This window comes from Bradyrhizobium sp. 164, assembly GCF_023073715.1.
Lineage (GTDB): Bacteria > Pseudomonadota > Alphaproteobacteria > Rhizobiales > Xanthobacteraceae > Bradyrhizobium.
Window position 1 is genome coordinate 1 of the sequence record NZ_JADPKA010000085.1, and the last position, 24830, is coordinate 24830.

General features: G+C 64.8%; 25 protein-coding genes. 13 read left to right on the forward strand and 12 right to left on the reverse strand.

Translation table 11 applies throughout. The annotated features are described in order from the left end of the window. The first annotated feature begins 39 nt into the window (after nucleotides 1-39). The 3 genes from IVB01_RS26980 to IVB01_RS26990 all read left to right on the forward strand — a co-directional run bounded on the left by IVB01_RS26980 (nucleotide 40) and on the right by IVB01_RS26990 (nucleotide 3428). The gene (locus tag IVB01_RS26980) at nucleotides 40-276 is read left to right on the forward strand and encodes a lipase family protein (protein WP_247415656.1); all 237 of its coding nucleotides are present in this window, start codon (nucleotides 40-42) and stop codon (nucleotides 274-276) included. 567 nt (nucleotides 277-843) lie between these two features. Then, complete coding sequence (locus IVB01_RS26985; RefSeq protein WP_247494995.1) at nucleotides 844-1515, forward strand: response regulator transcription factor; 672 nt, start codon at nucleotides 844-846, stop codon at nucleotides 1513-1515. Beyond that, nucleotides 1512-3428 carry an ATP-binding protein gene (locus IVB01_RS26990; protein WP_247449024.1) on the forward strand — a complete coding sequence of 639 codons (1917 nt, stop codon included), beginning with the start codon at nucleotides 1512-1514 and terminating at the stop codon, nucleotides 3426-3428. Before IVB01_RS26985 ends, IVB01_RS26990 begins: the two co-directional genes overlap by 4 nt. Before the next feature lie 136 nt (nucleotides 3429-3564). Here IVB01_RS26990 and IVB01_RS26995 read toward each other — a convergent pair whose 3' ends face one another. Then, the gene (locus IVB01_RS26995) at nucleotides 3565-3855 is read right to left on the reverse strand and encodes a hypothetical protein (RefSeq protein WP_247278935.1); all 291 of its coding nucleotides are present in this window, start codon (nucleotides 3853-3855) and stop codon (nucleotides 3565-3567) included. 232 nt (nucleotides 3856-4087) lie between these two features. On the opposite strand from IVB01_RS26995, the gene IVB01_RS27000 reads away from it, so the two are divergent. Continuing rightward, nucleotides 4088-4312, forward strand: a complete 225-nt coding sequence (locus IVB01_RS27000; protein WP_247278936.1) for a cysteine rich repeat-containing protein — start codon at nucleotides 4088-4090, stop codon at nucleotides 4310-4312. Between the two features lie 65 nt (nucleotides 4313-4377). On the opposite strand, the gene IVB01_RS27005 is transcribed toward IVB01_RS27000, so the two are convergent. The 4 genes from IVB01_RS27005 to IVB01_RS27020 all read right to left on the reverse strand — a co-directional run bounded on the left by IVB01_RS27005 (nucleotide 4378) and on the right by IVB01_RS27020 (nucleotide 7353). Next, nucleotides 4378-5061, reverse strand: coding sequence for a hypothetical protein (locus IVB01_RS27005; RefSeq protein ID WP_247278937.1), 684 nt, complete (start codon nucleotides 5059-5061; stop codon nucleotides 4378-4380). An 84-nt stretch (nucleotides 5062-5145) separates the two neighbouring features. Then, the gene (locus tag IVB01_RS27010; protein ID WP_247278938.1) at nucleotides 5146-5856 is read right to left on the reverse strand and encodes a hypothetical protein; all 711 of its coding nucleotides are present in this window, start codon (nucleotides 5854-5856) and stop codon (nucleotides 5146-5148) included. A gap of 132 nt (nucleotides 5857-5988) precedes the next feature. Further along, entirely contained in the window at nucleotides 5989-6237 is a 249-nt protein-coding gene (locus IVB01_RS27015) for a hypothetical protein (RefSeq protein WP_247278939.1), read from the reverse strand. A 150-nt stretch (nucleotides 6238-6387) separates the two neighbouring features. Then, nucleotides 6388-7353, reverse strand: coding sequence for a nitronate monooxygenase (locus IVB01_RS27020; protein ID WP_247278940.1), 966 nt, complete (start codon nucleotides 7351-7353; stop codon nucleotides 6388-6390). 114 nt (nucleotides 7354-7467) lie between these two features. Here IVB01_RS27020 and IVB01_RS27025 point away from each other — a divergent pair, with 114 nt between their 5' ends. Further along, the gene (locus IVB01_RS27025; RefSeq protein ID WP_247278941.1) at nucleotides 7468-9030 is read left to right on the forward strand and encodes an AMP-binding protein; all 1563 of its coding nucleotides are present in this window, start codon (nucleotides 7468-7470) and stop codon (nucleotides 9028-9030) included. 78 nt (nucleotides 9031-9108) lie between these two features. On the opposite strand, the gene IVB01_RS27030 is transcribed toward IVB01_RS27025, so the two are convergent. The 7 genes from IVB01_RS27030 to IVB01_RS27060 form a co-directional block, all read right to left on the reverse strand. Next, nucleotides 9109-9882, reverse strand: a complete 774-nt coding sequence (locus IVB01_RS27030; RefSeq protein WP_247278942.1) for a thioesterase family protein — start codon at nucleotides 9880-9882, stop codon at nucleotides 9109-9111. 22 nt (nucleotides 9883-9904) lie between these two features. Continuing rightward, nucleotides 9905-10873: a nitronate monooxygenase family protein gene (locus tag IVB01_RS27035; protein WP_247278943.1), complete on the reverse strand. Its 969-nt coding sequence runs from the start codon at nucleotides 10871-10873 to the stop codon at nucleotides 9905-9907. A 249-nt stretch (nucleotides 10874-11122) separates the two neighbouring features. Further along, nucleotides 11123-12523: an aspartate ammonia-lyase gene (locus IVB01_RS27040; protein WP_247278944.1), complete on the reverse strand. Its 1401-nt coding sequence runs from the start codon at nucleotides 12521-12523 to the stop codon at nucleotides 11123-11125. Between the two features lie 37 nt (nucleotides 12524-12560). Continuing rightward, nucleotides 12561-13097: a hypothetical protein gene (locus IVB01_RS27045; RefSeq protein ID WP_247278945.1), complete on the reverse strand. Its 537-nt coding sequence runs from the start codon at nucleotides 13095-13097 to the stop codon at nucleotides 12561-12563. A 48-nt stretch (nucleotides 13098-13145) separates the two neighbouring features. Beyond that, nucleotides 13146-13748, reverse strand: a complete 603-nt coding sequence (locus IVB01_RS27050; RefSeq protein ID WP_247278946.1) for a YqaA family protein — start codon at nucleotides 13746-13748, stop codon at nucleotides 13146-13148. Between the two features lie 46 nt (nucleotides 13749-13794). Then, nucleotides 13795-14199 (reverse strand): phosphoribosyl-ATP diphosphatase, encoded by a 405-nt coding sequence (hisE, locus tag IVB01_RS27055; protein ID WP_247278947.1) that lies wholly within the window; start codon nucleotides 14197-14199, stop codon nucleotides 13795-13797. Nucleotides 14200-14314: 115 nt separating this feature from the next. After that, a complete protein-coding gene (locus IVB01_RS27060) occupies nucleotides 14315-14683 on the reverse strand; it encodes a hypothetical protein (RefSeq protein ID WP_247278948.1) in 369 nt (122 codons plus the stop codon). Nucleotides 14684-14912: 229 nt separating this feature from the next. Between IVB01_RS27060 and IVB01_RS27065 the strand changes: the two genes are divergently transcribed. From IVB01_RS27065 to IVB01_RS27100, 8 genes are all read left to right on the forward strand, one after another. Then, complete coding sequence (locus IVB01_RS27065; protein ID WP_247449022.1) at nucleotides 14913-15962, forward strand: ABC transporter substrate-binding protein; 1050 nt, start codon at nucleotides 14913-14915, stop codon at nucleotides 15960-15962. 82 nt (nucleotides 15963-16044) lie between these two features. Then, entirely contained in the window at nucleotides 16045-17841 is a 1797-nt protein-coding gene (locus IVB01_RS27070) for a glucan ABC transporter ATP-binding protein/ permease (protein WP_247278950.1), read from the forward strand. 189 nt (nucleotides 17842-18030) lie between these two features. Beyond that, nucleotides 18031-19524 (forward strand): D-alanyl-D-alanine carboxypeptidase family protein, encoded by a 1494-nt coding sequence (locus IVB01_RS27075; RefSeq protein WP_247278951.1) that lies wholly within the window; start codon nucleotides 18031-18033, stop codon nucleotides 19522-19524. 190 nt (nucleotides 19525-19714) lie between these two features. Next, nucleotides 19715-21400, forward strand: a complete 1686-nt coding sequence (locus IVB01_RS27080) for a long-chain fatty acid--CoA ligase (protein WP_247494996.1) — start codon at nucleotides 19715-19717, stop codon at nucleotides 21398-21400. 14 nt (nucleotides 21401-21414) lie between these two features. After that, entirely contained in the window at nucleotides 21415-21969 is a 555-nt protein-coding gene (locus IVB01_RS27085) for a DUF924 family protein (protein ID WP_247278953.1), read from the forward strand. A gap of 109 nt (nucleotides 21970-22078) precedes the next feature. Continuing rightward, nucleotides 22079-22564, forward strand: coding sequence for a peroxiredoxin (locus IVB01_RS27090; RefSeq protein WP_247278954.1), 486 nt, complete (start codon nucleotides 22079-22081; stop codon nucleotides 22562-22564). Between the two features lie 134 nt (nucleotides 22565-22698). After that, the gene (locus IVB01_RS27095; RefSeq protein WP_247494997.1) at nucleotides 22699-24171 is read left to right on the forward strand and encodes an amidase; all 1473 of its coding nucleotides are present in this window, start codon (nucleotides 22699-22701) and stop codon (nucleotides 24169-24171) included. A 164-nt stretch (nucleotides 24172-24335) separates the two neighbouring features. Further along, complete coding sequence (locus IVB01_RS27100) at nucleotides 24336-24689, forward strand: nuclear transport factor 2 family protein (RefSeq protein ID WP_247278956.1); 354 nt, start codon at nucleotides 24336-24338, stop codon at nucleotides 24687-24689. Nucleotides 24690-24830: the final 141 nt, after the last annotated feature.

Genomic DNA, 24830 nt, shown 5'->3' on the forward strand with positions numbered 1-24830 from the left:
GAACCTTGGCGATCGCTTCTCGAACAGAACAGCACCAGGGTGCTCTCCCCTGAGATCCCCATCTTTCTTGCGCAGGGGGCCAACGACCAGGTCATCCAGTCCGCGGTCACGCAGGCCTACATGGACAAGTTGTGCAAAGCCGGCAGCAAGGTCAGGATGGTGGTGTTGCCCGGTATCGGCCACGGACGCGCAGCCCAGGCGAGCGCGATGGCGGCGGTAAATTGGATGACTGACCGCTTCACCGGAAAAAGACCTCCTGACGATTGCGTCAGATAGAGCTTGCCCAGAACGCCAAAGGAATTAGCCATCGGCTCTTTGGCTTCGGCTTCAACGTGCGGCGCTGTTCCAATTTTCGGGCTTGGGCGCGGACGAAAGTTCCGAAAAATCTTGAGCGCGATCTCCAGCGCCGAACTACTGCAGCGCGTGTCGATCCGACGATCAGAACAAACCACGTCGGTCATGGCATATCGAGTACGCTGATCGGGGTGTAATCGCGTGGAAGACACTTAGATGGAGAAGCAATCCATTCTTCTTTTGATGGAACCGATCGCGTCTACTTCGGTAGATTGACTAGACCCTACGACCGCTTTTGGCCCAACTCGGACGTCTGGTGAGCTGCCGTAATGGGCTGGTGTCAGAGGCAGAGCGGACGCATTCGCGCCGTCAGGGCAGCGCCCATGATGAGCACGCGCTCTGGCTTTGGCCCAATCCCAAAACCGTCTATCTGCGCCTGGCGCGGGACCGAGTTATTGCCGCCCCCATGATTATGGGTGTCACGACGTCCGTGCCGCGGTTAGACTTGGCTCGCGCCGCGGGGGACACGCGGGTCGCGGGACGATGAACATGAGCGAACAGGACGAGACGGGTGAGGCCATCACCATCCTCCTCGTCGAGGACGACGCGCCGACCTGCTGGCGGCTCCACGACGCGCTGGTCAAGGCCGGCTACGAGGTGCGCAGTGCCGGCACGCTCGGAGAAGCTCGCTCCGCGTTCGGGAAGGCGGCGCCTCGCGTGCTGCTGACCGATCTCAGACTTCCCGACGGGCACGGCATCGAGCTGATTCGCGAAACCCGGCAGCGCTTTCCCGACACCGAGATCATGGTGATCTCCGCGCTCGGCGACGAGGAAAGCGTGATCTCGGCGATCACGGTCGGTGCCACCGGCTATCTGCTCAAGGATGCCTTTCCGACCGACATCGCCACCACCGTGCGCGATCTGGTCGCCGGCCATTCGCCGATCTCGGCCTCGATCGCCCGTTTCATCGTCCGGCGTACGCAGAATTCGGCGGAGCCCTCGCCCGGCCCCGTGCTCAACACGGCCAAGCTGACCCCGCGCGAGATCGACATCCTCTGGGGCATTGCCAAAGGCTTCAGCTACGCCGAGATCGCGAGCCATCTCGGCCTGTCCAGGCAGACCGTGACGGGCCACATCAAGAACATCTATCGCAAGCTCGAGGTGCACACCCGCAGCGAGGCGGTGTTCGAAGCCGTGCAGCAGGGCCTGATCAAGCTGTGAGCGAGATTGCGGCGAAGACACTCACGCGCCCGCGGCGCCGGCTGATTGCGTCGCGCCTCGTGCCCTATCTGCTGCTCCAGGCCCTGATCGTCATCGTCACCATCCTTGGGCTCCGGCTGCTGCAACCCGGCGATCCCGAAGAGTTCGCCGTGAGCGACTTTTCGGCGCGCGAGAATGGCACGATGCACGCGGTGACGCTGCCGCATTTCACCGCATCGCGCTATTCGCTGGCCGACCCGCCGCTCTACACCGCGGCCTTCACATTCCGGCGGAGCGATGTGGGATCAGGGTGGTCGGTGTATCTGCCGCGGTTCAGCAACGCGGTGGAGGTCGCCGTCAACGGCGTCGTGGTGCTGGATTCCCGGCGTGACGCCAATGCCAACCGGCCGGACCGCAACACGCCGCAGATCGCGGCGATTCCGTCCTCGCTGCTGCGCGACGGCGCCAACGATATCACGGTACGGCTGTTCGTATGGGGGCCGCTGAAGGGCTTTCTCGACAGCGTCTATGTCGGACCGGATGCCGCCTTGCGTCCTGCCTACGAGACGCGCGCGCTGCTGTTCGTCACGCTGCCGGTCGTGTTCTCCGCCTGGCAATCGATTCTCGCGGTCATCCTTGCGATCATGTGGTTGATGCGGCGCCACGAGCCGGTTTACGGCGTGCTGGCGGTGGCGATGGTGCTCGGCGTGGTGCAGGCATTCGTGCCCCCGCCGCTGCCGCCGGCCACGACGTCGCGGCTCGCCGCCGTGCTGTTGGCATCCGCACCGATCGAGAGCGCGCTGATCGTCGTGTTCGGCGTGCTGTTCTTCGGCTGGCGCTGGCCGCGTTACGGCACACTGCTGTTCGTGCCGGGCCTCATCGTGTTCGTGGTCGGGCTGATCGGGGGCCCGCCGCTGCCGCGCATACTCTTTCTGGTGCTCGGCATTCCCACGGTCGGGCTTTGCCTGTTCCTGATGGCCTGCGTGACCGCAGCCGCATTGGTCCGGCGCCAGGACGCGGCAAGCTTCACGATTGGCTGCGCCGTGACCATCGTGCTGGTCTGCTGGGTCCAAGACATGCTCACGGTGCTCGAGATCGTGAGCAACGATCGCATCTTCGTCTCGCGCCTGTCCTATTCGGCGATGCTGGTCGCGATCGGCGCCGGGCTGACCTGGCGCTTCGCCCGCGCGCTGAACCAAGTCGACAGCTTTGCCGGCCAGCTCGTCGCACGGGTGGCCGAGGCCGAGGAGCGGCTGAAGGCGAGCTTTGCCCGCGAGGAGGCGCGCGCCCGCGCCGCCGCGCTCGCCAACGAGCGCACGCGGCTGATGCGGGACCTGCATGACGGCCTCGGCGGCCAGCTCGTCAGCATCGTCGCGCTCTCCGAGCGCGGCCACGAGGGCGCGACCATCACGGAGGCCGCTCGCGCAGCACTGAAAGATCTGCGTCTCGTCATCGATTCCATGGACGACATCGGCGGCGACCTGATGCTCGCGCTCGGCTCCTGGCGCGAGCGCGCGACGGCGCAATTGCGCCCGCACGATATCGCGCTCGACTGGCGCGTGGCAACGCCGCAGGGGCTGCCGCTGCATCCCGAACTGCGGCCATGGCACGTCATCCAGATCGTGCGCATCCTCGACGAAGCCGTGACCAACGCCGTCAAGCACGCAGAGGCGCGCCACATCGCGGTCAGCATCGAGACGCTCGACGACGATCACGGGCCGTATGGCGTGATCAGCGTGACGGACGACGGCAAGGGTTTTGCGCGCGCCGACAATTGTGCGAGCGGCGGCCAGACCGCGCGGGGCTTGCGCAACATGCGGAGCCGCGCCGCACGCTGCGGCGCGGTGCTCGATCTGAGCTCGGACGCCTCAGGCACGTGCGTGCGGCTGCAATTGCCGCAGCGCTTTCCCGACAGCGACGCGGCTGCGGGCTGAAAGGCCCCCTCCCCGAACGTGTGGGGCGCACGGAGAGAGGGACGGGCCGGGTGATTGCCTCTGCGGAGGACGGGGGTGTTCGTCCGCATGGCTCCGTCGGCCCGAAGCAATGCAATCAAATCAACCGAATGGACGATCAGCGCACGCCAACGCGATTGACCGGGCCGCCGCGGTTCATCGGCGTCCCTGCGCGCACGCCGACACCGGGCGCGCCGACACCGGGTGTCGCGACTGCAGCCCGCGCAACCGGAGCTCCCGGCGCAACCACCACTGCCGCAGCCGGCCGCACCACGCAGCCCTTGGGCACGCCGACCGTCTTGCAATAGACCACGGCCTGCGCCGGGCTCGTGCCCAGCGACGCCATCGCCGCACCCGCCAGCGCCATGATTGTCAGCCCGGCGCTCAGCGCTCCCGCTCTTTTCGACATTTTGCTCTCCCGCTCCCGTTCGGCGACCCGGCGCAATCACCGGGTTTCGCAACCGACGTGCAGCCTGAATGGCAAAAGAGGGCGCGTGGATACATGCCATGAAGATGGGGTGCGGCGGCCGGAAGGGCGCACCCGGTGCCATGAACATGGCATGGACCTGCGCCCGGCTGTCGCGAGATCGTCCGGCCCGCTTGATCCCACTGGACCAACGACAATCCCAAAGAGGTGCTTTATGAAGATTTCGGTTCTTGCCGCGCTGCTGCTCGCCGCCACCGCCGTGTCCCCCGCTGCGCAATCCGGTCCGACGCCGCAGGAGCAAATGGCCTGCCGCGGCGATGCCAGCAAATTCTGCGCCGAACATATCGGCAAGCCGCCGCAGATGAATGCCTGCCTGCGCCAGAACAAGACCAAGCTCTCCGACTCCTGCCGCAAGGTCGTGGAATCTCACGGAGGCTGAGCCGGCCCTCAAGTCCGGGAGCGCCCCAGCAGAGCGAACCCGGACCCGGTTTTGCGCATCATGTTTTAGTCGTCATCAGGCCCGAACAGCCTGATCTGCGGGAAGCCGCTGCGCGAACGGCCGGCATAGTCGCGCGCATCGGAATCTTCGCGGATATTGCGCGCGACGTCGTCCCAATCGGAGCGGTCGCGCAGGCCGCGCGGCTCGCGGGACTCGTAATAGTGGCGGCGCTCGGCCCAGCGTTCACGCCGCTCCGCCCGGCGCCGTTCGGAGGCGGCGCGCTTCACGTCGGAATCCCGCGCCTTGGCATAGGCATTGTCCGGCGCGGCGGCCGGCTCTGTCGACGCCTGCTGCTCCGCAGGCCTGGGCGCGGCTGGTGCCGGCTTGGACTGTTCCTTGGGCGGCTCGACCGCGGCCGCTTGCGAGGGTCGCGGTGCCGGCGGTGCAGCGTTCGCCTGAGTGGTTGGCGTGTCGGGCTTGGCGGGTTCGGGCTTTGCTTCGGCCGGTGCGGCAATGATCGCGCCGAAAGCTTGCGAACCGGTGAGATAATTGACGCGCTCGGACGGTGCATTGGTTGCTGCCGGCGCGCTGCCGACTTCGGCGCGTTGCGCCATCTTGCTGGTATCGGGCCCCTGCTTGGGCGCGACCGGATTCATGATGTTGCCGGCGACGATGCCGCCGCCAAGGCCAATGGCGATGGCCGCGACTATGGTTCCGGCACCGACGAAATAGGCTGTCGAGGCGCGCATTGATCCACTCCCTCTTTGGGGCGAGCAACGCACGTTGATTGCCAGATGTTCCTGATCCGGAAGCAGTTCCCAAAGGAACTGAGGTCAGATCTGCTGCGCGACCTTCTCCAGCCCGATGATGCGGGCGAGCTTGCGCACTTCCTCTTTCTGGTCATCACGCAGCTGGAACAGCAGCGGCATCGCGGCCGACTTCAACTGCTGGACCTCGTCGCAATTCGGATCGATCGGCACGCCTGGCGCGTTCGGATTGGAGAGCTTGTTCGCCGAGATCTTGCGGACGACATTGCGGAGCGCCGTCTCGACCGAGGGCCAATAATATTCCTGCGACGAGGACAATTTCAGGCGATCCCTAATGCCCGCGATCTGTGCGTCGGACAGCAGCGAATAGGATTTCTGTGGCTGCGGCTTGGCCACGACTTTCGGCTTAGCCGGGACCTCGACGGCGGGAATCTCCGCTGCGGCGGGCGCTTGGTGCGCACTTGCCTTCGGCATCGGGAAATCGGAAGGCGTGGCTGCGGCAAAGGCCTGGCGCAGCGGCTCGGTCAGCACCGGAGCCTGGGCGAGTTTGTCGGCGGCGACCTGCACCGGCTCGATCGCGGCCGAGGCCAGTGCCAGCGTCGGAACCAGACGGTCGGCCTTGGCGGCGCGGTTGGCCGCGAGCGGCTTGGCCGGAGGCGTCTGCGAGATCATCTCGGCGCTGACGCTAGGCACGCTGTCGCGCCCGAGAATGGCGTTGGTGGCAGCCCCGAGGACCAGGAAACAGGTCAGCACGACGATGGTGATGGCTTTGGACAAACGTCCCTCCGCGCCCGGCTTCAAGTCCACGTGATCAGTGCCCGGAAACTGGGCGATAATTAAGGCTCAACCGTGCCATTGCGGCGGCAATCGCGCGGACTACAGCGACATCGCCCGGAAAACTCAAGAGAATCAGGCAGCTCGCGCCAGATCGTAGGCGTCCTGGATGTCGGCCACGATCTCGGAGGCCTCCCAGACCGCGCGCGGCTCAACCGATTGCAGCGTCACGGTCCAGTTGCCGCCCCGGCGGGTGCGAGGGACGCTGACGATGTCGAAGCGGACGTTGCGGCACAGCGGGTGGCGGGCCAGCGCGTGGGCCACGCGAACGCGGATTTCGTCCAGCGTCGCGGCTGTCTTGCAGTCGAGATAGTTGAAGTCCATCGCCTGTCCCTCTCGGTCCTGATTGGCGGCCGTGACGGGATTGTTGGCGGGCGATGGTTAATCTGCCGTTAAGTGAGCGGGACGGAAGAGCGCGGGATTAACCGTGATCGGGAGACGGCGCCTCTCTACGCCTCCGGATTTGTACGGGGACTACCGCCCGCCGGCCTCGCGATATTCCGCGCGCGTCTGCGCAACGAGATCGCTCACCGCCACCACGTCTGTCACGCCCGACGTCGAATGCCCAGCACTCCAGATGTCGCGCCAGCGTTTTGGCCGGTTCTCGCGCGCGGCGACGTCGATGTCCTTGGCGATGTCGATCGCCCCGTGCGCCGGTAGGTCGTCGGGATCGAGACCTGCGGCCACGATCGACGGCCTCAGCATGCTGGTCTGCAGTCCCGTGAAGGCGGTGGTGAGCAGGACGTCGTCGGCGCTGCTCTCGACCAGCATCCGCTTGTGGCGGTCATCGGCCATGCTCTCGCGCGTCGCGATGAACTTCGTGCCCATGTAGGCGAGATCGCAGCCGAGCACTTCGGCGGCATGCAGCGCGCGGCCGTCGCTGACGCCGCCCGCAAGCACAATGATGCCGTCGTAGAATGCCCGCACCGCGCGGACAAAGGCGAACGGGTTGAGCCAGCCGGTCTGCCCGCCGGCGCCTGCCGTGAGCAGCACCAGCCCGTCCACACCGGCTTCCGCTGCACGCTCGGCGTGGCGGATCGAGGCGACATCCGCCAACACCAATGCGCCGGCGTCATGCAGCGGCTTTGCGACCTGTGCGGGCGAGCCGACCGAGGTGATGACAATCTCCGGCCTGTGCCGCAGCAGTACGGCGAGATCCTGCTCCAGCCGCGCGTTGGAACGGTGCACGATCAGATTCGGGCAAAGCGGCGCCGCCTTGCGCCCGGTTTGCTCTTCGTGCTGCCGCAATCTGGTTCCGACCGCGGTGAGCCATTGGTCGAGCTGTTCCGGGCTACGGCAATTCGCGCTGGGAAAGCTGCCGATCACGCCGTTGCGGCAGGCCGCGACCATCAGCTCGACTCCCGACACCAGGAACATCGGCGCCGCGATCAGCGGCAGAGCGAGACGATCGCGGAAACGTTGCAGTCGATCCGACGGCATGCATGCCTCCCTGCGCGGGCTTCGTCGTTCCATCCCGCATTCGCTGTGCTAGCCTCATCAGCAACATTGGCACGCCAGAAGCCGATGACAAAGCAACGAGGAAACAGGAAGCATATGTCCGATCCGCTCCACGCATCGTCCCCGGCTTGTGCGCAGACGCTACGGGCACTGTCGCGCTATCCCGACCGCACCGCTTTCGCCTGGCCTGAGGGATCGCTGAGCTATCAGGGCACCATCGACCTGATCGGACGCATGCAGGCTGTGTTCATGCGGCTTGGATTGCAGCCCGGCGCGCGCGTCGCCTTCCTCACCGCCAACCGCGCCGACACCTGGTGCGCGGGCGTTGCTGCGCAATTGGCGCGGCTCTGCATCACCTGGCTGCATCCTCTGGGATCGCTGGACGACCAGCTGTTTCAGCTGGAGGATTCCGAGGCCGAGATGCTGGTGGTCGATGCGGCCGCCTTCCGCAACCGCGGCGGCGAACTCGCCGCGAAGGCCGGCCGGCTCAAGGCGGTCTTCACCATGGGATCCGCGGATTATGGCGTCGATCTCTTGCAGGCGATCGAGATCGAGGGCCACGCCAGCGCGCTGTGCCTCGCCGGCCCCGACGATCTCGCCACGCCGAACTACACCGGCGGCACGACCGGTAAATCCAAGGGCGCGCTGCGCTATCACCGCGAGAACGCCGGAGCTGCCGGCGCGATCCTCGCCGACTTCGAGATCCCCGACGCCGCGCGCTATCTCACGGTCGCGCCGATCAGCCATGTCGCGGGCACGAAGGTGCTGCCGACCTTGATGCGCGGCGGCACCGTGCACATGCTCAAGAGTTTCGATCCCGAGGCCATGCTGGCGACGATTGCGCGCGAGCGCATCAACTTCACGCTGCTCGTGCCGACCATGATCTATGTGCTGCTTGATTATCCCGCGCTCGGCAGGACCGATCTGTCTTCGCTCGAGCTGGTGCTTTATGGCGCCTCCGCGATGTCGCCGAGCCGGCTGGTCGAGGGCATCGAGCGCATCGGGTCGGTGTTCTCGCAGCTTTACGGGCAGACCGAATGCTATCCCGTCTCGGTGCTGCGCAAGGCGGATCACGATCCCAAGACACCGGAGCTGTTCCTGTCCTGCGGCTTCCCGATCGCGGCCTGCGAGGTCAAGATCCTCGACGACAACGACCAGGAGGTGAAGACGGGCGAGCCGGGCGAGATCTGCGTGCGCGCGCCGCACGTGATGGCGGAGTACTGGAAGCGGCCGGACATCACCGCCGATACGCTGAAGAACGGCTGGGTCCACACCGGCGACATTGCGCGCATGGACGAGCGTGGCTACATGTTCATCCTCGACCGCAAGAAGGACATGATCGTCTCCGGCGGCTTCAACATCTTCCCGCGCGAAGTCGAAGACGTGCTGTCGCAGCATGCCGACATCGCCATGGTCGCTGTCGTCGGCATTCCCGACGAGAAATGGGGCGAGGCCGTCACCGCCATTGTCGTGCCGCGCGAGGGCGCAAGGCCCGATCCGGACGAGTTGATCAACCTGGTGAAGACGCGCAAGGGCTCGGCGCACGCGCCCAAGCAGATCCAGTTCGTCAAGCAGCTGCCGATGACCGGCGTCGGCAAGGTCGACAAGAAGGTGCTGCGCGCCAGCTTCTGGAGCGGGCGCGACCGGATGGTGGGGTGAGCGAATGTCGCGAGATGCGACGCAGCGTCCATGCCTTCGCGGAGCATGACAGCGAAGCTGGGGCGCGGGCTTGCCCCCTCACCGCTTCTCGATCACCAGGCTCTGCACCGCCCGGCCGAAATAGCCTTGCCGGTCAGCCAAGCGCGACATTGCCAGCCCCGCGCCTTCTGGGCCGATCCAGGAGTCGCCATCGAGCAGGATCCACTCGCCGACCGGCTGACGTGCGAAGCTGATGGTGAGGTCGGCGTTGATGTAGGTCCAGGCGCGGAAATCCAGCGTCGAGGCGGTGCCGTTGGAGAAATCGGCGGCGACCACGGCGCGCATGGCCTGCGAGATCGCCTCGCCCTCGATCAGCGGATGATCAACGCGAAACCAGATGGCGCCGGCGCCGGCTTGACCGAAGCGGCCGCGCGCTGCACGCATCGAGACCGAGCGCACGAACGGGCTAGTGGCGGCGTGACCGTCCTCGGCCAGGGAGTCCTCCGGCGAGGGCAGCGTCACCGCTAGCTCCTTGACGTCCTCGGGCAGCGACAGTGCTTGGCGTCTGATCTTGAGCACGGTCGCACCGACGACCTGCACACCATCGGCCAGCAGCTTGATCTCGCAGAGCTGGATCTTGCGGCCCTCGCGCAGGACCTCGGTCACAATCGAGAGCGGCGCCACCGGCACCGGACGCATCAGATCGATCGTGACGCGCGCGATATCCATCGGCATCGGCGTCGGAATGCGTTCGGCCGCCCACGTCACCAGCGATGCCGGCGCCGAGCCGTGCTGCATGCGACGGTCCCAGGGTCCGGCGGCGTCCGGGCTGGTGACGACGCTGTTGCCGTCGACGCGGTAGATGGGAGGCATGCTGCACTCGAGCTCGGCGCGATTACAACGGCGGATCGATCGCTTCGTCGTATTCCTTCTTGAAGCGCGCGATCATTTCGGCGGCGGGCACGATGCCCTCGACGCTGCCGATGCCCTGGCCCGAGCCCCAGATCTCCTTCCAGGCCTTCGGCTTGGCGCGTTCGCCGGAGGCGTCGGTGCCGAAGTTCATCTTGGAGGGATCGGAGGTCGGCAGGTCGTCCGGATCCATCCCGGCGGCGAGGATCGAGGGTTTCAGATAATTGCCGTGCACCCCGGTGAAGAGGTTGGAATAGACGATGTCGTCGGCGCTCGAGCCGGCGATCATCTCCTTGTACTTGTCGACGGCGTTGGCTTCCTTGGTCGCAATAAAGGCCGAGCCGATATAGGCGAAATCTGCACCGAGGATGCGCGCGGCGCGGATCGCCTTGCCGTTGCCGATCGCGCCCGACAGCGCGATCGGCCCGTGGAACCATTTTCGCGTCTCGGCGACGAAGGCGAGCGGCGAGATGGTGCCAGCATGGCCGCCGGCGCCGGCCGCAACCAGGATGAGGCCGTCGGCGCCCTTCTCGATCGCCTTGTGCGCGAATTTCTGGTTGATCACGTCGTGGAAGACGATGCCGCCCCAGCCGTGCACGGCCTGGTTCAGCTCCTCGCGCGCCCCGAGCGAGGAGATGATCATCGGCACCTTGTACTTGGCGCAGAGCTGCATGTCGTGATCGAGCCGGTTGTTCGATTTGTGCACGATCTGGTTGACTGCGAACGGCGCCGACGGCTTGTCGGGATGCGCGCGGTCATAGGCCGCGAGTTCCTCGGTGATCCGCGCCAGCCATTCGTCGAGCAATTCCGGCGGCCGCGCGTTCAGCGCCGGAAACGAGCCGACCACACCCGCCTTGCACTGCGCGATCACGAGATCAGGCACCGAGATGATGAACAGCGGCGAACCGATCACCGGGATCGACAGGCGCCCCTTAAACAAGGCAGGCATGGACATTGCGGAACGGTCCTCTCTTGGCGGTCACACGGTTGGGATTATACCAACAAGGCAATCTTTCCACTGTCAAGTATTGCGTTTTGGCGCCGTGGCGAATGCGGTTACCGCAATTCCAAGGCGCGGAATTCGCGCTTCATAAGTCAGTGCGAGCGACGCGAAGCAATCCGGACTATCTGCGCCGAGAGACGCTGGATTGCTACGTCGCAAGGGCTCCTCGCAATCCAGGCGAGAGCTGCGGATGGCCGACAGCTACGAAATCAAATCCGGATTGATCAGCCGCTCGAACGAGAACATCTCGTCCCATTTCTCCTGCGTCAGCAGCCTGCGCTCGATTACCACGATCTGGTGCAGCGACTTGCCGCTCTTGTAGCCCTCGCGTGCGATCTCGGCGCATTGCTTGTAGCCGAGCAGGGGCTTCAGCACCGTGACGATACCGAGCGAGTTCAGCACCATGTTGCGGGTGTGCTCCTCGTTGGCAGTGATGCCGACGACGCAATTTTCGCGCAGGCTGTTGACCGCGCGCTCCATGGTGCGGATCGAGAAGAACAGCGCAAACGAGATCACCGGCTCCATCACGTTGAGCTGGAGCTGGCCGGCGCTTGCGGCCAGCGTCACGGTGGTGTCGAGGCCGATGACCAGGAAGCTGGTCTGGTTGACCACCTCCGGGATGACGGGATTGACCTTGCCAGGCATGATCGAAGAGCCCGGCTGAAGCTGCGGCAGGTTGATCTCGTTGAAGCCGGCGCGCGGACCGGAGGCGAGCAGGCGGATGTCGTTGCAGATCTTCGTCAGCTTGCTGGCGGTGCGCTTGAGGACGCCCGAGAGCTGCACATAGGCGCCGGTATCGGAGGTCGCCTCGACGAGATCGCCGGCGAGAACAAACTCGACGCCGGTCAGCGCGCTCAGGTGCCGGACCGCGAGCTTGGGATAGCCGACGGCGGCGGTGACGGAGGTGCCGATCGCAGTGGCGCCGAGATTGATCTCGCGCAGCAGCGCACGGGCCTCGGAGATGCGATCGACCTCCTCGCCGATCGTGGTGCCCCATCCACGGAATTCGGCCCCCAGCGACATCGGCACCGCGTCCTGAAGATGCGTGCGGCCCATTTTCAGCACACGATCGAATTCGCGGCCCTTGGCGAAGAAAGCTTCCTGGAGCTGGCGCAACGCCGTCATGTAGCTCTCGAGCCGCAGGATCAGCGCCAGGCGAAAGGCGGTCGGATAGGTGTCGTTGGTGGACTGGCCGTAATTGACGTGATCGTTGGGGCTGACGTGCTGGTAATCGCCCTTCGCAAAGCCGAGCGATTCCAGCGCGAGGTTGGCGATCACCTCATTGGCGTTCATGTTGGTCGATGTGCCAGCACCGCCCTGGATGAAGTCGGTGACGAACTGGTCCATCATATCGCCGGCAATCACGCGGTCGCAGCCCAGGATGATCGCGTCCGCAACCTTGGCGTCGATCGCGCCGAGATCGCGATTGGCCATGGCGGCCGCCTTCTTCACGTAACCAAGCGCCTTCACGAAGTAAGGCTCCTGGTTCATCGGAATGCCGGTGATGTGGAAGTTCTCCTTCCCGCGGATGGTCTGGACGCCGTAATAGATGTCGTCGGCGATGTCACGCTGCCCGAGGAAGTCCTGCTCCGTACGGCTCATAGGCGCTCCTTGTTGCATGCGCGCAACGTCGATCACGTCAGTTCTGGCATAGCGCGCTGGTCACGAAAGTATCGGTGCGGCAATCGTCCGGCTTGCGTTGCCGGCCCGGAATCAGGACCTTGGCCGAGCATTTCTCGGCGGAGTCGGCGTTCAGGCTCTTGCCTTCCTTATAGCCCTTGCTCTGGCAGAGCTGGTCGGCCGCCTGCTTGCAGTCGGGCGCGCCGTTCGCGGAGGCCGGACAGGCCACGCGCCCCGAGACCATGGTGGACGGTTTCGCCAGTCGCGACAAATCGTTCATGGTCTCGCCCGGGCTTTTGATCGGCGGCAGGATCGAGGGCAGCTTGTCGAACAGCTTGCCCATTTCGTTGATCAGCCCGGGATTTTCCTCGCGCGCCGGCGGCGCCGAAGGAGCGGGCGTCGACGGCGGCGGCGCGGCCTGCGTCCCCTGCTCCTGGAGGCCGAGCGCGGGCGCAGCTTGCGTCCACGCCGGCGTGGCGGCACGAAGCAGGAGCCAAGGCACGACGAATATCAGCGTCCCCAGCCGCAGGACCGGATTGCCGGATCGACCCATCATGACGGCAACCGTAGCCGAAGCCGGCCCGGTGGCAAAGCCGCCGCACCCTTAGATCAACTTGATCGCGACGACGAAGCCGAGCACCAGCACGATCGCGCCGATCGCGACCCACAATCCGAGATGCTTCTCGATCCTGACCCGGATCCAGTCGCCGTAGCGGTTGAGCAGGATCGCGACGACGAAGAAGCGTCCGCCGCGCGCGACGATCGAGCACAAGATGAACAGGACGATGTTGTAGCCGGCAAAGCCCGAGGTGATGGTGACGAGCTTGTAGGGGATCGGCGTCAGCCCCTTGAGCAGGATGATGATCGCACCCCATTCCGCATAGGAGGCGCGGAAAGCATCGACCTTGCCGCCGAGGCCATAGACCTGGATCAACCATTGGCCGACCGAGTCGAACAGCAGCGCGCCGATGGCGTAGCCGACGATGCCGCCGAGCACCGAGGTCGCGGTGCAGATCGCCGCATAGACCCAGGCGCGCTGCGGGCGCGCCAGCGACATCGGGATCAGCATCACATCCGGGGGGACCGGAAAGAACGAGCTTTCGGCGAAGGACACGGCTCCCATGATCCAGAGCGCGTAGGGCTTGTGGGCGGCGTCGATGCACCAGTCGTAGATACGTTTCAGCATGGCGCCGCGATGAAGCACCATGGGACGGATTTGTCCATCGCGAGTTTTGTGACGTTTTCGTCGCGCTTTAGTGGCGCTTTCGCGCGGCACGGCCCTCGATCGCGACAATTGGCCGCCTTGAGGCAATGCGCGGTGACGCAACTTTGGGCAATTTCACCGGTGATTTCGGCAGCTTCTCGGCGATGCCGAGCATGTCTTCACGCCGCGTCATCTCCCGCCAGACGTCCTCGGGACGCACCCCCGCCGACGCCCACAGCACGGTAAGATTGTAGAGCAGATCGGCGCTCTCCCGGATCACGGCCTCGCTATCGCCATTGACCGCATCGATCACGACCTCGATGGCCTCTTCGGCCAGTTTCTTCGCCATTTTGGAAGGGCCGCGCTGAAACAGCCGGGCCGTGCGCGATGTTGCCGGATCAAGATCTCTGGCCGCGAGCACAGCCAGATATAGCCGCTCAAGCGAATCACTCATGGTACTCAAACTACTCTAAAGCAATGGCGAGCGCGTTAACGCCCGGCAATAAAAGCAACGACAGGCCGGCGCAGCAAGCGCGACGGCCTGTCGGCGTTGCGCATAGGGCCGGCGGCTAGTAGCAGTTGGTGTAATAGCCTTGGCCGCAGAACTCGGACGGAGCCGTTCCGCCATAGCGCTGATATTGGTAGTTGGGGCCCGGACCATAATAGGGACCGTAAGCAGGGCGGCTGTAATAGACTGGCCCGCCGTAATAGCCATAACCCGGATCGTAGTCATAGGCATAGGCATCACGGGTGGCGGCAATGGCGAGACCTGTGCCGATGGCGGCCAAAGCTGCAGCTGCGGCCACGCCGCCTCCGCCGCCATGCCAGTGGCGGCCGCCGGCGTATGAAGCGGTCGGAGCAATCGCGGTCAGCGCCAGCGCCGTCGCGGTGGCAAGAACGGCCTTTCGGCCCGCAAACGTGGAGAATCGCTCAAACATATCTTGGGCCCTCCTTTGGGACCTGGAATGGACGCCTGCGGACAGGCTCATGCCTCTCAAACCCGCATAACCTAAGTTGGGTTCCCCAACCCCAACACAAGCTGAACGGGGTTGCGTAACGATGCCGCAATCGCCGCTCATCCGCCGTTCATGTTGGCGCGGAAAGACTGATCGCCAGCCGGCGCTGCGAGCGTCACGAAACCATAACAATGCCGGACCGGCGCAATTGATGTCGGAATTCAAGACGATCGCTCTTCGTTGCCTGCTGGCTCTCTCGATTTCGCTTGCGACACTAATTGCACGCGATGTGAGCGTGGCCGAGACCGTCGCCCCATCCGTTGCAATTCACTTCACCTTCGATCGCCCATTGGACGCGAGCATGGCGCCGTTCTTCCTGGCCGCAAAGGACGGCAGGTTCGGCGCCGAGCATCTCAGCGTGTCCTTCAACACCGCAGCCGGATCGTCGGAAGCCCTCGCGCGCCTCGCCAAGGGCGACAGCGAGCTCGCGCTCGTCGACATCAACGAGCTGATCCGCTTTCGCGACAAAGACCATGCGGCGCCGATCAAGGCCGTGTTCGTGCTGTTCAACCGCGCGCCCTATGCGATCGTCGCGCGCAAGAGCCGCGGCATCCACCTCCTGTCCGATCTCGACGGCAAGACCGTCGGCGTCGCCGACAGCGACCTGTCGATGCGGCTGTGGCCGGCACTGGCGCAGCAGAACGGCATCAATGCATCGCGGGTCAAATTCCACAAGATCAGTGCGGCGGTGCGCGAGCCGATCCTCTCCGCGGGCCAGGTCGATGCGGTCGCCGGCTTCAGTTACCTGTCGGCGGTGAACCTGCGCGACCGCGGCGTGCCCGCGGCCGATCTCGTCGTGCTGCGCTATGCGGATTACGGCTGCGAAGCCTACGGCTTCGCCGTGGTGGTCAATCCCGCCTTCGCCGCAGCAAAGCCGGATGCCGTGAAGGGCTTCGTCCGCGCCTTGATCGCGGGCGTCAACGCAACCGTGATGGAGCCGGGGCGCGCGGCGGAGGAGGCCGCCAGCCGCATCGAGGACGGCGACCGCAACCTGGAGCTGGAGCGCCTGCGCACCGCACTCGCTGACAACATCCTGACCGACGAGGTCAGGCGCAACGGCCTCGGCGGCGTCGACCCGGCGCGCCTCGAGCGCTCGATCGGCCAGGTCGCGCAGGACTTCAAATTCCGCAATCGACCGGCGGCGGCCGAGATCTTCGACGACCAATTCCTGCCGCCGCTGGCCGGACGGGTGATCAACTGAGCAAAACTGAAAGCTTCCGCTGTATCTCGCCGGCATCCCTGCTTAGAATACGAAGTCCGTCGTCGCCGAGTTCCTCGCCCGCATGTCCATCCTCCGTCTCTACACCCGCGTTCTTGAGTTGCTCGGCAAGGAAGCGCGGCTGGGCTGGCTGCTCGCGATTGCCAATCTGCTGCTGGCGGGCTCGCAATTCGCCGAGCCCGTGCTGTTCGGCCGGATCATCGACGTGCTCTCGGGCAAGTCGGTGGCCGGCTCGAACTCGGCCTGGCCGTTCCTGGCCGCCTGGGTCGTGTTCGGGCTGTTCACCATTGCATGCAGCGCGCTCGTGGCCTTGCAGGCCGATCGGCTCTCGCACCGCCAGCGCCAGGCGGTGCTGACCGACTATTTCGAGCACATCCTGCAACTGCCGCTGACCTTCCACTCCGGCACCCATTCGGGCCGGCTGATGAAGGTGATGCTCAACGGCACCGACGCGCTGTGGCGGCTATGGCTCGGCTTCTTCCGCGAGCATTTTGCCGCGATCCTCTCGGTCGTGGTGCTGCTGCCGCTGTCGCTCTACCTGAACTGGCGGCTCGCGATCCTGCTGTTCGTGCTCTGCATTGTCTTCACCGCGCTGACGACCTTCGTGGTGCGCAAGACCTTCGGCATGCAGATGGAGGTCGAGGAGCACTACAGCGAGCTGTCTGCGCGCGCCTCCGATGCGCTCGGCAACGTCGCGCTGGTGCAGAGCTTTGTCCGCGTCGAATCCGAGGTCAAAGGGCTGCGCTCCGTCGCCGACGAGTTGCTGGCCGCGCAGATGCCGGTGCTGTCATGGTGGGCGCTCGTCACCGTCATCACGCGCGCCTCGACCACCATCACGGTGCTCACGATCTTCACCATAGGTATCGCGCTGCACGACCGGGGGCTGACATCCGTCGGCGAGATCGTGATGTTCGTGAGTTTCGCGACGATGCTGATCCAGAGGCTCGAACAGGTCGTGAGCTTCATCAACAACGTGTTCATGGAGGCGCCGCGACTGCGCGAATTCTTCAATGTGCTCGATGCCGTACCCGCCGTGCACGACCGCCCCGACGCGATCGATGCCGGCAGGCTCTCCGGCCTTGTCGAGTTCAACGACGTCACCTTCTCCTATGACGGCAAGCGCCCGGCGGTCGAGGACCTCTCGTTCACGGCGCTGCCCGGCCAGACCATCGCGCTGGTCGGTCCGACCGGCGCCGGCAAGTCGACCGCGATCGCCCTCTTGCACCGTGCCTTCGACCCGCAATCCGGCTTCATCCGGATCGACGGCATGGACGTGCGCGGGATCACGCTAACATCGCTGCGGCGGAACATCGGCGTGGTGTTCCAGGAGGCGCTGCTGTTCAATCGCTCGATTGCGGAGAATCTGCTGGTCGGCAAGCCGGATGCGACCGAAGACGAGATGCGCAAGGCGGCCGAGCGCGCGCAGGCGCTCGACTTCATCGAGCGCAGCGGCGGCTTCGAGACCAATGCCGGCGAACGCGGCCGCATGCTCTCTGGCGGCGAGCGGCAGCGGCTGTCGATCGCCCGCGCGCTGCTGAAAGATCCGCCGATCCTGATCCTGGACGAGGCGACCAGCGCGCTCGACGCCGTCACCGAGGCCAAGGTGAATACCGCTCTCGACGAAGTGATGAAGGGCAGGACCACCTTCGTGATCGCCCACCGCCTATCCACCATCCGCAACGCCACGCGGATCCTGGTGTTCGAGACCGGCCGGGTGATCGAAAGCGGAACTTTCGATGAACTCGTGGCCAAAGGGGGCCATTTCGCCGAGCTCGCCAGGGCCCAGTTCATGGTTCAGGAAAACGCACGAGCCAGCGTGACGGCGGCAGAGACTGCCGCGATCACGGTCAAATCCCCGTAGCAAGTCCCCATAGGACCGTCGAAATTCGGCCTATTTCATTGCGGAATACCGCACCGGTCCCCCTATTCTCGAGGCATCAGCCGGTATAGGTTTGCGACGCCGCAAGCGGCGGCGCTGGATTTCAAAACCGAACATCAGATCACGAGAACCGCCCGGAACCGGGGGGTCTCCAAGGACCGGAATCGGATAGTGCACGCCCTTCGCCCGCTGCTTCGCAAGTCGCTGTTCAACCTGTTCGCTGCGAGCCTCGCATGCGCCGCATTGCTCGCTCCGCGCGCGGCGAGCGCCGAAGCGCTGCTGCTGATCGAGGCCGACAGCGGCAAGGTGTTGCAGGCCGATAATGCGACCATTCCATGGTACCCTGCGTCCGTTACCAAGATCATGACCGCCTATGTGACGCTGAAGGCGGTCAAGGACGGCAGGCTCACGCTCGACACGCTGCTCACGGTGTCGCCGACGGCAGCCTCGCAGTCGCCATCGAAGATGGGTTTCCGCCCGGGAACGCAGCTCACGGTCGACAACGCCCTGAAGATGATGATGGTCAAGTCGGCGAATGACATGGCCGTGGTGCTTGCCGAAGGCGTCGGCGGATCGATCGACGGCTTCTCCGCGATGATGAACGACACCGCGAAGAAGCTCGGCATGACGCAGACGAGCTACGTCAATCCGAACGGCCTGCCCGCCGACGGCCAGATCACGTCCGCGCGCGATCTCGGAATCCTGGCGCGCGCGTTCCTGCGCGACCTGCCGGAATACGAGTACTTCGTGCACATCCCGGCGATCCGCTTCGGCAAGCGCATCACCGGCAATTTCAACAAGCTGATCGGCCGCTATCCCGGCGCCGACGGTTTCAAGACCGGGTTCATCTGCGCCTCCGGCTACAATCTCGTGGCATCGGCCACGCGCAACGGCCGCCGGCTGATCGCGGTGGTGCTGGGCGCCAATTCCGGCACCGCGCGCGCGGTGAAGGCGGCGCAGTTGCTCGAGCGCGGCTTCGCTCAAGACAATCTCACCTGGCTACGACCCTCGCTCGGCACCGTCGACAATCTCGTGCCGGTTGACGCCTCGCCGCCGAACCTGCGCGACGAGATGTGCGGACCCAACCGCAAGCGGCCGGCCAGCGACGACGACGATGCGTTGATCGCGGCCAATGGCGGGGCGACCGGATCGGCCTCGGCCACCGGCGGCGAAGCCCAGGTCACTTTCTTCACGGCCGGCCTTCAGCCGCCCCTGATGAAGGCCTCCGAGTTGATGGCCTCTGCTCCGGCGGCCACGGAGCCCGTGCTGGTCTATACCGGCCCGACCCGCACCGGCACGGCGCTAATCGCCGCGGTCGCGGCCGATGCCGACCAACAGACGGTGGCGAAGCCGCGTGGCAAGAAGTCGCGCGTCGCCAAGAAGCCTGACGCCGCCGCCAAGCCGAAGGACGGGAATAAGGACGCAAGCAAGGAATCCAAGACAGCGGCGGCGAAGCCGGCTGCCAAGCCTGAGGCCAAGAGCGATACCAAGAGCGACGCGAAGGCCGCAGCCAAGCCGGCCGGGACCAAGCATGCCGCAGCGAAGCACGATGCGGCGGCGAAACCCGCCGAGAAACCGGCGGCAAGCGGCGATCAGGCTCCCAAGCCCGCCAAGCCCAAGGCCGCGACCAAGCCTGCCGCCGCCAAGCCGGCCAACAACAGTTAACGGCCACTCGCGGCTGGACCGCGCCCGCACTTCGCACCTGCGGCAGCGCGCTCAGTGAGGATTCCGGTAGCTACTCCCCGACCTTTGCCCTAAGCCTCGACGGCTTGCCACCCGTTCCGGCAGGCTCGATACTGACGGCAACGAGGCAAGCCCGAGACACAACGGGCTCAGTTAGATGAGGGGAGTTTCCATGGAGCGCATCTGGCTCAAGCAATATCCGCCCGGCGTGCCCGCCGATATCGAGCCGACGCAATACGCATCGCTGGTCGACCTGCTGGAGGAGAGCTTCACCAGGTTCGCCGACCGCAAGGCGTTCATTTGCATGGACAAGTCGATCAGCTATCGCGACCTCGACCAGATGTCGGTCGCGCTCGCCGCCTATTTGCAGGGCCGCGGGCTGCAGCGCGGCGCGCGGGTCGCCCTCATGATGCCGAACGTACTGCAATATCCGGTCGCGACCGCCGCCGTGCTGCGCGCCGGTTTCGCGGTGGTCAACGTCAACCCGCTCTATACTCCGCGCGAGCTCGAGCATCAGCTCAAGGATTCCGGCGCCGAGGCCATCATCGTGCTGGAGAATTTCGCCCACACGGTCGAGCAGGTGATCGCGAAGACACAGGTCAAGCACGTCATCGTCGCCAGCATGGGCGACCTGCTCGGCTTCAAGGGCGTGATCGTCAATCTCGTCGTCCGCCGCCTCAAGAAAATGGTACCGGCCTGGTCGCTGCCGGGCGCAGTGTCCTTCAACGACGCGCTCTCCGCCGGCCGCGGCATGACCTTCAGCAAGCCAAAACTCTCGCCGGGCGACGTCGCGTTCCTGCAATATACCGGCGGCACCACCGGCGTCTCCAAGGGCGCCACCCTGCTCCACCGCAACATCGTCGCCAACGTCCTGCAGAACGACGCCTGGCTCCAGCCGGCGCTCGCCGCGCCGCCGCATGTCGATCAGCTCATGATCGTCTGTGCGCTGCCGCTTTATCACATCTTCGCGTTGACGGCCTGCTACCTGCTCGCGGTGCGCGCCGGTGGCTGCAATCTCTTGATCCCCAATCCGCGCGACATCGCCGGTTTCGTCAAGGAGCTGGCCAAATACCAGGTCAACAGCTTCCCGGCCGTGAACACGCTCTACAACGGCCTGATGCATCATCCCGACTTCAAGAAGCTCGACTTCTCCAAGCTGAAGATCTCCAACGGCGGCGGCATGGCGGTGCAGCGCCCCGTCGCCGAGCAGTGGAAGGCGATCACCGGCTGCTTCATCGCCGAAGGCTACGGCCTGTCGGAGACCTCGCCGACGCTGACCTGCAACCCGGCGACGGCAACAGAGTTCTCGGGCACGATCGGCATCCCCGTGCCTTCGACCTGGATCTCGATCCGCGACGACGACGGCAACGAGGTCCCGCTCGGCCAGTCCGGCGAAATCTGCGCCAAGGGTCCGCAGGTGATGTCAGGCTATTGGAACAAGCCGGAGGAGACTGCCAAGGTGATGACCGCTGACGGATTTTTCCGCACCGGCGACATCGGCGTAATGGACGAGAAAGGCTACACCAAGATCGTCGATCGCAAGAAGGACATGATCCTGGTCTCCGGCTTCAACGTCTATCCCAACGAGATCGAGGAAGTCATCGCGACCCATCCTGGCGTGCTCGAATGCGCCGTGATCGGCATCCCCGATTCCAAATCGGGCGAAGCGGTGAAGGCGTTCGTGGTCAAGAAAGACCCCAACCTCACGGCCGAGGACGTGATCAAGTTCTGTCACGAGCAGCTCACCGGCTACAAGGTGCCCAAGCACATCGAATTCCGCACCGACCTGCCGAAGACCAATGTCGGCAAGATCCTGCGCCGGCAGCTCCGCGACGAGAAGAAGGCGGAGGCGGCGTAAGGCCGCTTTCATTCATGCTGGAGGTCGGCGACATCACGCCATCCGACGTTCTCGCCTTCTGGCGCGAGGCCGGCCGCGAGCGCTGGTATGAGCGCAACAACGCTTTCGACGCAGAGGTCAGGCGCCGCTTTCTCGGCCTGTGGCAGAAGGCGGCCGCCGGTGAGCTCGCATCATGGGAGACGAGTGACGAGGGCGCGCTCGCGCTGGTCATCGTGCTCGACCAGTTCCCCCGCAACATGTTCCGCGGCACGCCGCAAGCCTTTGCCAGCGATACGCTTGCGCGCGATGTTGCCCGCCGCGCCATCGAAAGGGGCACAGATCGCAAGGTCGATCCCATCCTGCTCGAATTCCTCTATCTGCCCTTCATGCATTCCGAGCACCTGAGCGACCAGCTGCATTGCGTTGCGCTGTTTCAAAACACCGACAATGCCGAGAACCTGAAATACGCTCGCGAGCACGCCGACATCATCCAGCGTTTCGGCCGCTTCCCCCACCGCAATCGCCTTCTCGGCCGTGACACGACTGTGGAAGAGCAGGCCTTCCTCGACGGCGGCGGTTTTGCAGGCTGATGACATCACGGTGAACGACCGGGGGCCTCGGCGCTTCCGCCGCCCGCAAATATTGTGCAGGCCCGCGCCACGGTCTAAAAGGCGGGACCGATATTCAGGGAGACTGACGATGACCATCCAAGTTGGCGACAAGCTGCCCGAGGCGAAATTCCGTGTGATGACGGCGGAAGGTCCGCAGGTGAAGACCACCGACGATATCTTCAAGGGCAAGAAGGTGGCGCTGTTCGCGGTGCCCGGCGCGTATACCGGCACCTGCCACAAGATGCATCTGCCGAGCATCTTCCTCAACGCGTACGCCATCAAGGACAAGGGCGTCGACACCATCGCCATCGTCTCCGTCAACGATGCCTTCGTCATGAACGCCTGGAAGCGCGACACCGATCAGCGCGACGAGGCCATCTTCCTCGCCGACGGCAATGCCGATTTCACCAAGGCGATCGGCATGGAGCTGGACGCCTCGGCCAACGGCCTCGGCATCCGCTCCAAGCGCTATTCGATGCTGGTCGAGGACGGCGTGGTGAAGAAGCTGAATCTCGAGGCTATGCCCGGCAAGGTCGAGGTCTCCGGCGGCGATACGCTGCTCGGTCAGCTGTAAGGCCCTTTCAGCCTTATCTGATGCTGTCATGCCCCGCCACGGCGGGCATGACAGCGTCAACCGCGATCAAACAGCCGTTGCGGCATTGGGCCAAACTGCGCATCATCCTCCGAAAATAAGAACAGGAGCATGCCTTGGCCAAATCGCAATGGAGTTTCAAGAGCGCAGTCGAGCTGTCGAGCGCGTTGACCGCCAAGAAGGTCTCCGCGGTCGAGCTCACCCGGGACGCGATCGACCGCATCGAACGTCACGACGGCAAGATCAACGCAATTTGCGTGCGCGATTTTGATCGCGCGCTTGTTGCGGCGCGCGAGGCGGACGCCGCATTGGCGCGCGGCGAACGAAAACCGCTGCTGGGCCTGCCCGTCACGGTGAAGGAATCCTTCAACGTCGCCGGCCTGCCCACGACGTGGGGCTGGACCGCGCAGAAGGATTTCAAGCCGGCGGAAGATGCACTGTCGATCACCCGGGTTAAAAACGCCGGCGGCATCATCCTCGGCAAGACCAACGTTCCCGTCGGCTTGGGGGATTGGCAGAGCTACAACGACATCTATGGTGTCACGAACAATCCGTTCGATGTCGGCCGCACCCCCGGCGGCTCATCGGGCGGCTCGTCTGCGGCGCTGGCGGCCGGCTATGGACCGCTCTCGCTCGGCTCCGACATCGGCGGCTCGCTGCGGGCGCCCGCCTTCCATTGCGGGGTCTATGCGCACAAGCCGACCTACAATCTCTGCCCGACGCGCGGCCATACGCCGCCGCCATTTCCCGCCATCCCGATGGAGCGCGACATGGCGGTGATCGGTCCGATGGCGCGGAGTGCGGCCGATCTGCCTCTGCTCCTGGAAGTGATGGCAGGCCCCGATCCGCTGGACCTCGGGATCGGATACAGGCTTGCGTTGCCGGAGGCGCGACATCACACGCTGAAGGATTTCCGTGTGCTCGTGATTGACAGTCACCCGTTGCTGCCCGCGAATGCCGACATTCGCGGCGCGATCGACAAGCTGGCGGGGCAATTGGCGAGCATGGGCGCCAGCGTCGCACGTGAGAGTCCGCTGTTTCCCGATTTTACGGAAGCCTCGCGCCTCTACATGCGCATGCTGATGAGCTTTCTCGGCGCCTTCTTTTCGCCGGACATTCTCGCCGGCGCACGTGCCGGAGCGGCACAGCTCTCACCAGAGGACAAGAGCCTTGCCGCCGAACGGCTGCGCGGCATGACCTGCACGCACCAGGCCTGGGTGTTCGACGAGGGCGCCCGCGCCGGGCTGCGCGCGCAATGGCGGCAATTGTTCCGGACATTCGATGCGGTGATCTGTCCGATCATGCCGACGGCGGCCTATCCGCATGATCATTCGCCCCAGCAGGAGACGCGCCGGATCAATATCGACGGCAAGGACTTTGCCTATCCGGACCAGCTTGCCTGGCCCGGCATCGCCACACTGACGGGCTTGCCCGCAACGGCCATTCCGCTCGGCCTGTCGAAGGACGGCCTGCCGGTGGGCGTGCAGATCATCGGGCCTTTCCTCGAGGATCGCACGCCGCTGAAGCTCGCCGAGCTGATCGAGCGCGAGTTCGGCGGGTTCGTGCCGCCGCCTTTGTTCAATGACTAGTCGCTTTCCGTCATTGCGAGGAGCTCTTGCGACGAAGCAATCCAGACTGTACCCGCAGAGACATTTCTGAATTGCTTCTCTTCGCTCGCAATGACGGCGGAAAAACAACATCGAGATTCCGGGGCTAGCGCTACGGGCATCTCGGATGGCAGGAGAGAGAGGTCATGAGCAACGATCTCGAACAGCTCACCGCGCTCAACCGCGACTATGTCGCTTCGGTCCAGAACTGCGACGTCAAGCGCTTCGACGAGATCCTGGCGCCGGAGTTCTACTGCTCCAATCCCGACAAGACGCTGGTCGATCGCACAGCCTTCCTGGAACAGACGGCGCGGCCGATCGCGATCCGCAATTTGCACGCGCATGACGTCATCATCCGCATCATGGGCGATTTCGCCATCATCCACGCCGAGACGAGCTACACCATGGCGGACGGCCAGTATGCTACCGGACGATATACCGATTGTTGGGCGAAGCAGAACGGCAAGTGGCTGGCGGTGTCGGCGCACGTGTCACGCTGAGTTGGGCACACAGCCGGCATCCTCAGCGCTGTCATGCCCCGCGAAGGCGGAGCATCCGCTACTCCGCGGCGGTCGTTCACGCAAGTTCCGCCGCGGGTGTTGGATCGCGCGGTCAAGGCCGGGCGATGACACAGTCGTTGT

Excerpts from the sequence above, each read along its gene's own strand:
- IVB01_RS27045 (WP_247278945.1), bottom strand. The coding sequence starts at position 13,097 with ATGATGGGTCGATCCGGCAATCCGGTCCTGCGGCTGGGGACGCTGATA.
- IVB01_RS27035 (WP_247278943.1), bottom strand. The coding sequence starts at position 10,873 with ATGTCCATGCCTGCCTTGTTTAAGGGGCGCCTGTCGATCCCGGTGATC.
- IVB01_RS27020 (WP_247278940.1), bottom strand. The coding sequence starts at position 7,353 with ATGCCGTCGGATCGACTGCAACGTTTCCGCGATCGTCTCGCTCTGCCG.
- IVB01_RS27040 (WP_247278944.1), bottom strand. The coding sequence starts at position 12,523 with ATGAGCCGTACGGAGCAGGACTTCCTCGGGCAGCGTGACATCGCCGAC.
- IVB01_RS27025 (WP_247278941.1), top strand. The coding sequence starts at position 7,468 with ATGTCCGATCCGCTCCACGCATCGTCCCCGGCTTGTGCGCAGACGCTA.
- IVB01_RS26985 (WP_247494995.1), top strand. The coding sequence starts at position 844 with ATGAGCGAACAGGACGAGACGGGTGAGGCCATCACCATCCTCCTCGTC.
- IVB01_RS27080 (WP_247494996.1), top strand. The coding sequence starts at position 19,715 with ATGGAGCGCATCTGGCTCAAGCAATATCCGCCCGGCGTGCCCGCCGAT.
- IVB01_RS27030 (WP_247278942.1), bottom strand. The coding sequence starts at position 9,882 with ATGCCTCCCATCTACCGCGTCGACGGCAACAGCGTCGTCACCAGCCCG.
- IVB01_RS27005 (WP_247278937.1), bottom strand. The coding sequence starts at position 5,061 with ATGCGCGCCTCGACAGCCTATTTCGTCGGTGCCGGAACCATAGTCGCG.
- IVB01_RS27085 (WP_247278953.1), top strand. The coding sequence starts at position 21,415 with ATGCTGGAGGTCGGCGACATCACGCCATCCGACGTTCTCGCCTTCTGG.
- IVB01_RS27090 (WP_247278954.1), top strand. The coding sequence starts at position 22,079 with ATGACCATCCAAGTTGGCGACAAGCTGCCCGAGGCGAAATTCCGTGTG.
- IVB01_RS26995 (WP_247278935.1), bottom strand. The coding sequence starts at position 3,855 with ATGTCGAAAAGAGCGGGAGCGCTGAGCGCCGGGCTGACAATCATGGCG.
- IVB01_RS27060 (WP_247278948.1), bottom strand. The coding sequence starts at position 14,683 with ATGTTTGAGCGATTCTCCACGTTTGCGGGCCGAAAGGCCGTTCTTGCC.
- IVB01_RS27000 (WP_247278936.1), top strand. The coding sequence starts at position 4,088 with ATGAAGATTTCGGTTCTTGCCGCGCTGCTGCTCGCCGCCACCGCCGTG.
- IVB01_RS27070 (WP_247278950.1), top strand. The coding sequence starts at position 16,045 with ATGTCCATCCTCCGTCTCTACACCCGCGTTCTTGAGTTGCTCGGCAAG.
- hisE (WP_247278947.1), bottom strand. The coding sequence starts at position 14,199 with ATGAGTGATTCGCTTGAGCGGCTATATCTGGCTGTGCTCGCGGCCAGA.
- IVB01_RS27065 (WP_247449022.1), top strand. The coding sequence starts at position 14,913 with ATGTCGGAATTCAAGACGATCGCTCTTCGTTGCCTGCTGGCTCTCTCG.
- IVB01_RS27015 (WP_247278939.1), bottom strand. The coding sequence starts at position 6,237 with ATGGACTTCAACTATCTCGACTGCAAGACAGCCGCGACGCTGGACGAA.
- IVB01_RS27050 (WP_247278946.1), bottom strand. The coding sequence starts at position 13,748 with ATGGTGCTTCATCGCGGCGCCATGCTGAAACGTATCTACGACTGGTGC.
- IVB01_RS27100 (WP_247278956.1), top strand. The coding sequence starts at position 24,336 with ATGAGCAACGATCTCGAACAGCTCACCGCGCTCAACCGCGACTATGTC.